Annotated in this window: 6 protein-coding genes; 1 reads left to right on the forward strand and 5 read right to left on the reverse strand. The window is 57.7% G+C overall.

All coding sequences use genetic code 11. The annotated features are described in order from the left end of the window. The 3 genes from AAC083_RS22690 to AAC083_RS00330 form a co-directional block, all read right to left on the reverse strand. On the reverse strand, nt 1–917 hold a 917-nt coding region (locus AAC083_RS22690), incomplete at its 3' end, for a DEAD/DEAH box helicase (protein ID WP_258224845.1). 226 nt (nt 918–1,143) lie between these two features. Then, the gene (locus AAC083_RS00325) at nt 1,144–1,554 is read right to left on the reverse strand and encodes a CBS domain-containing protein (RefSeq protein WP_042037692.1); all 411 of its coding nucleotides are present in this window, start codon (nt 1,552–1,554) and stop codon (nt 1,144–1,146) included. An 85-nt stretch (nt 1,555–1,639) separates the two neighbouring features. After that, nucleotides 1,640–2,710, reverse strand: coding sequence for a helix-turn-helix transcriptional regulator (locus AAC083_RS00330; protein ID WP_042037691.1), 1,071 nt, complete (start codon nt 2,708–2,710; stop codon nt 1,640–1,642). 598 nt (nt 2,711–3,308) lie between these two features. Here AAC083_RS00330 and AAC083_RS00335 point away from each other — a divergent pair. After that, complete coding sequence (locus tag AAC083_RS00335; protein WP_108537798.1) at nt 3,309–4,631, forward strand: YjiH family protein; 1,323 nt, start codon at nt 3,309–3,311, stop codon at nt 4,629–4,631. Nucleotides 4,632–4,948: 317 nt separating this feature from the next. Here the strand turns inward: AAC083_RS00335 and AAC083_RS00340 are convergent, their stop codons facing one another. Continuing rightward, a complete protein-coding gene (locus AAC083_RS00340) occupies nt 4,949–5,278 on the reverse strand; it encodes a YbaB/EbfC family nucleoid-associated protein (RefSeq protein WP_042037688.1) in 330 nt (109 codons plus the stop codon). Nucleotides 5,279–5,403: 125 nt separating this feature from the next. Beyond that, on the reverse strand, nt 5,404–6,060 hold a 657-nt coding region (locus AAC083_RS22695; RefSeq protein ID WP_308811031.1), incomplete at its 5' end, for a DNA polymerase III subunit gamma/tau C-terminal domain-containing protein.

Here is a 6,060-nt window from a genome sequence, read left to right on the forward strand (position 1 = left end):
CGGATCTCCCGCTCGCCATTCATGAAGATGAGGATATCCCCCAGCCCTTCGCGGGCCAGCTCCTCCACCGCATCGAAGATGCCCTGCAGCTCGTCGCGCTCCTCCAGCCCTTCACTCTTGTCGCCGGTTTTTTTATCGACAAACAGGGGGCGATAACGCACCTCCACGGGATAGGTGCGGCCGGAAACCTCGATCACCGGCGCCTTGTTGAAATGACGTGAGAAACGCTGCGGGTCTATGGTGGCCGAGGTGATGATCACCTTGAGATCGGGGCGCCTTGGCAGCAGCTGCTTGAGATAGCCCAGAATAAAGTCGATGTTGAGGCTGCGCTCGTGGGCCTCATCGATGATGATGGTGTCGTACTGGGTGAGCATACGGTCGTTCTGGATCTCCGCCAGCAAGATACCGTCTGTCATCAGCTTGATGTGGGTCTGCTCGCTCACCTGATCGGTAAAGCGCACCTTGTAACCCACGTAGTGGCCGAGCTCGGACTCCATCTCTTCTGCAATACGGGCTGCAACCGTTCGGGCCGCGAGGCGCCGCGGCTGGGTGTGGCCGATGAAGCCCTTCACTCCGCGCCCGAGCGAGAGACAAATCTTGGGGATCTGGGTGGTCTTGCCCGAGCCGGTTTCACCGGCGATGATCACCACCTGATGTTCACTGATCGCCTTGGCGATCTCCGCCTGCTTCTGGCTGACCGGCAAATTGGCCGGATAGGTGACCTTGGGCACGCCCGCCAGACGAGACTGATAACGCGCCTGTGCAACATCCAGATCCGCAGCTATGGTCTCAAGCACGGCAGCCTGCTTGCCCTCAGGCAGCTTTTTGACCCCGTGCAGACGACTGGAAAGACGGCGGGCATCGAGATTCATGCAGGCAGAGAGACGGCGGCGCAGCGCCTCGATAGAGAGAGACAAGGTACGAATTCCTTAAATGAGTGCCCAGAGGGGCCATATCGACAAGCTTCGGGAGATCCTAAAGAGCGAGGAAGAGCGGTGCAAGCCTTAAAGCGATTGGGATGGCGATGAAAACCGGAATAACGGGCGTTTGGACAGAAGTATCTGAAGGACACACGTGAATAAAAAGAGCAGGCCGCGGCCTGCTCCCGATGACTCATGACACTCAATCCGATCAGGCACGGGCCTAGTGTACGAAACAGGTAGCCAGCTGGGCGTGGATCGCCAGCATCACATTGTGACGACTGATCACCCCGAGCAGATGCCCCTCCTCCACCACAGGATAGATCTTGGGCTTTTGCCCCATCATCATCTCGGCCAGCTCCAAAATGCTGGTGTCGGGCCCGACCGCCAGCACCTCCTTGCGCATCACATCCTTGACCTGGGCCACCTGCTCGCAGTGATAGGCCTCCTTGAGCATGACAGCGATGCAGTCCTGCTCGGAAACCCAGCCGATCAGATGACCCAGCGCATCCACCACAGGGCCACCAAGTTGGTGACTGTTGAGAAACTTTTCGACCGCAGACTGCACCATCATGTCAGCGCTGAACGTGATGGGCCGGGTCTGCATATAATCCTTTGCCTTGAGTGATTCCATTGTGCGTTCCCCCAACCAGCCTCCCGGGCGGGAGGCGCAAGCCGGACACTATGTCCGGCTCACTCCAAGCATAGCTCGCACCCGATCAGGAGATGGATTGCAGCAACAGCAGCAGCTCGTTCTGACTGTGGCAGTCGGTCTTCTTGAACACCCCCTTGAGGGTCGAGCGGACGGTTTCCACCTTGACCCCACGCAGCTCGGCGATGTCGTTGCTGCTGTAACCCTTGCTCATCAGCACCAGCAGCTCCTTCTCGCCTATGGTCAGCGGATAGAGGCTGGCCAGCGCCTCTATGTCGGGATTGAAAGAGTGCTCGGGATCGCGCAGCACAACTTCCACATAGCGCTCGAACCGGCTGAGACCGCTCATCAGCGTACACTGGATCAGCAGCGGCCTTAAATTGGCCTGACGGGAAATAGACATATACGCGCTCGCTCCTGGCAACAAGTAAGCAAAGCCATTCAGGATCTCCTTGAACTGGCGTTGTTGCTCCTTATTGTGCAGCGAAAACATACCATTAACGGCCCGTAACTCAACATTCTCATCGGAGATACGATTGAAGGCCACATTGGAATAATGGATATGGCCTTTGTCATCGACGATGGCGCTGGGCTTATTATGGTTTTTAACCAGTTGCTGCAGCTGATAGTTCTGGGTTTCCAGCGCCAGCAAGTTCCAATAATGGTTACTCCAGGCCGCAAAACCAGAATAAACCTCCGCCAGCGAGGAGATATCCTGAGCGCTGAAATCTTCCTGGCTGGCACCACGATAGGTGCACAGGCTGCTAAGACCCCGCCCCTTTACCCGGCAGACCCCCCCGGCCGCATATTGCGCACCGAAACTGGCAAGCAGCCCCGTCGAATTGGACAGTGTCGTGGCATTGACTATGCCCTGACAGCCCTTGTCCAGATAGTGATTGAACCACACATCCTGGCGATGGTGCTGTACATAGAACTGCTGTTGTGCCTCTGTCAGCCCGCTGGAGAAGAGTTTTATCCCGTCGCTCTTGTCATCATCCCGTAACAGAAACAGCGAAGAACTGCCTGACACATCGGAGCGGAACTGATCCACCACCAACTTAATGTCAGAATCATTAATACCGCACTCATATAACTGGCTTATATAGGGTGATACCCTTTCTTTTGCTAATGCCTTCACTCCCGAACTCCTAATTCTTATTTTTATTGAGGTGGCATCTTACTCTGCAATGAGAAACCCGAAAAGTAGTCAAATGAACAAAGGTTTTATAACTGATCCATAAATAGTAATGATAAAAGTACATAAGGATGGGCGAAAGCGAAAATCTTAAATCCAAGTTAATGTTTTATATGATTTTTGTCGCTATGGATATTTTTATCGTCATCGGGGTTACCACCACGGTGAGATCCTGATCCCATGACAAACCTCGCATTTTTTCCCCTTTGGCCCCAACAACCGACCGGGCTCCAATAAAGTTCCCGCCCCCTGCCTCCCCTGGCCTAGTTATTTTGGGTCTGACGATGCCAGCACCATAGCGCCACCTCTACCTGACTGCACTCATCCCCTTTACTGCCCATCTATCCAGCCACGCTGTTATCGCCACTCACCCCCCTTTGCCTTCCATACGCGCAGATCGCCATCTCACGCCAGATCCAATGCATAAATGTTTCACTTTGGTTAATTTTGTGTTTGATTTGTGAGCCGCAGACGGTAATGTATATACAATTTACTCGGTCAGATGTCGGGCAGGCGTTACACCACAAGGAGAAATGACGATATGGAACAGGACAATGTGCTCATCGCCCCCACGAAATCAGGCGCCGGCATCAAGCTGTTGCTGACCAGCCTGCTTGGCATCGCCATCTTTTTCATCCCGTTCGAGCTGGCGGGACGCAGCACCATACTGGTGGATCACCTGGCTGGCTTGCTGATGGCACAGCGGCCATTGGCTTTGGGATTGATCCTGTTACTGATCGCTTATGGGGCAGTGACTCCGCTGCTGGATGGCCGCTGGCGCGCGCGTCCCATCGACAGACTCCTGAGCCTGTTCAAGCTGCTCGGTCTTGGTCTGGCGTTGATGTATGTCGCCGAGCTGGGACCGGCCTGGCTGATGACCCCGGATCGCCTGCCCTTTCTGTTCGACAAGCTGGCCATGTCGGTCGGCCTCATCGTGCCCATCGGTGCCATGGCCCTCACCTTCCTGCTCGGCTTCGGTCTGCTGGAACTGATCGGGGTACTGATGCAGCCCGTGATGCGGCCGTTATGGCGCACACCGGGACACTCCGCCATTGATGCGGTAGCCTCGTTCGTCGGCAGCTATTCGGTTGGGCTGCTCATCACCAACCGGGTCTTCCTCGCCGGCAAATACACGGTGCGGGAAGCCGTCATCATAGCAACCGGGTTTTCCACCGTGTCGGCCGCCTTCATGATCATTGTGGCCAAGACCCTCAACCTGATGGAGCACTGGAACTTCTATTTCTGGTCCACCCTGGTGATCACCTTTGTCATCACCGCCATTCTGGCGCGCGTGCCCCCTATCTCCAACATGGCCCATCACGGGGAAACCGATGAGCCACTGCCAGCCGGCATGCGCCGCTGGCAAGCCGCACTGGCATCCGGGCTGAGCCAATCCAGTCAGGCAGACCCCCTGCTGCGTCAGTTGCATGACAACCTCAAAGATGGCCTCAGCATGGCGGCCGCCGTCGTGCCCACCATATTGTCGGTCGGCCTGCTCAGCCTGTTGCTGGCGCAGCACCCCCCCTTGTTCGACCTGCTGGGCTGGCTACTGTGGCCCCTGACCTGGTTGCTTGATCTGGGCGAGCCACTGGAGACCGCCAGATCGCTCTCGGCCGGGCTGGCAGAGATGTTCCTGCCCGCCATCCTGCTCAAAGATGCGGACCTGCTGGTGCGCTATGTCACCGCCGTGATCTCGGTCAGCTCTGTCCTCTTCTTCTCCGCCTCCATCCCCTGCATCCTGGCCACCAGGATCCCGGTGAGCGTGAGCCAGCTGGTCGTGATCTGGCTCCTGCGTACCCTGCTCGGCATAGTGCTGGCAGCACTCTGCGGCAAGCTGGCCATGGCGGCAGGCTGGCTGAGTTAAACGAGGTGGCAACACCCTGGCGATGAAGCGCAAGCACGTGCACCAACCAAGAAGGCGCCCGAGGGCGCCTTCACTTTTTGGCACAGCAGCCGTAACGCCCGCCGCAACAGGGGCTGACTTGGCACGCACGCCATAAAAAAACGCAGCTGATACAGAGTGCCTGCATCAACTGCGTCCTGGTCATGCTTGATGAGGCTTGCCATGCCAGATGGGGAACGTACGAAACACCCACCCTGCGTCACATCGCGAGAGCATCAGATCTGCCTGGCCCTTAGCCCGCGCTGCCCTATCGAAGCATTGGATTTACGTCGACATGCTTAGAAGGGCAGCTTCATGCCCGGGGGCAGTTGCATGCCGCCGGTCAATTCACCCATCTTGGTCTTGTTTTGCTCTTCCACACGACGAACGGCATCGTTGACGGCGGCAGCGACCAGATCTTCGATCATCTCTTTGTCATCTTCCATCAGGCTCGGGTCGATCTCGATGCGACGCACGCTGTGGCTACCGGCCATGGTGACCTTGACCATACCAGCACCGGCTTCGCCGACCACTTCCATCTGGGCAAGCTGCTCTTGCATCTTCTGCATGCGCTCTTGCATCTGTTGGGCCTGCTTCATCAGGTTCCCCATTCCACCTTTACCAAACATATGTCGTCTCTCGTCTTGAAATCCGGCATCCAGCGCCGGGCTGTGGGCTTGTCTGTCCTAGATGGGGACAAGCAAACCGCTTTTCAACCGGGCACTGAGCCCGGCATGGGTGTTAAACATCGAATTCAATTGCTTAGCGGCTCTATGCTCTCGTGGTGGAGCATGGCACCAAACCGCTGAACTAAAAACTGCACATTGGGATCCTGCGCCAGATCCCGGCTTACCTGCTCGCGCACACCCAAATAGAGGCGGTGCTCTATCTCAAGGGGCGTCTCCTTATCGGGCACCAGGCCCAGGGTCACTTCCACCTGCACGGCCTGACCCAGCTCCGGGCCTATGATCTCGGCCAGATCGGCGCGGGCCCGATCGCTGATCAGGTGGCGCTGCTCAGGCTTGAGGATCAGCTGCACTGTCTCTCCCTGCTGGCTCATGACCGCGTTGATCGCCAGCTGACGCAGCCGACCGCCGACCCCGGTGCGGGCAATCAGCTCGGCCCAGGGATCCCCGCAGTTGACCAGCAAGGAGGACGGGATCAATCTGGCGACCGCTTCCCCCTCCTCGGATTGACTGTCGCTCTCCAGCTCATCCCAGTCGATGGCCTCCATCACGGAGGTCGCCGTCGGCTGAGGTGCGCTGGCAGCAGCAACCTGGGGCATCGCGGGTGCGGGGCTGGACACGGCAGGCGCGACCTGTACCCTCGCGGCCGACGTACCGTCCAGATCCCAGGGCGGCAGATCGTCGGGGTTGGGACGAGCGCAGGCGGGAACGGGAGCATAGGCAGG

It is taken from the genome of Aeromonas sp. HMWF014, assembly GCF_963878295.1.
Classification (GTDB): domain Bacteria; phylum Pseudomonadota; class Gammaproteobacteria; order Enterobacterales; family Aeromonadaceae; genus Aeromonas; species Aeromonas popoffii.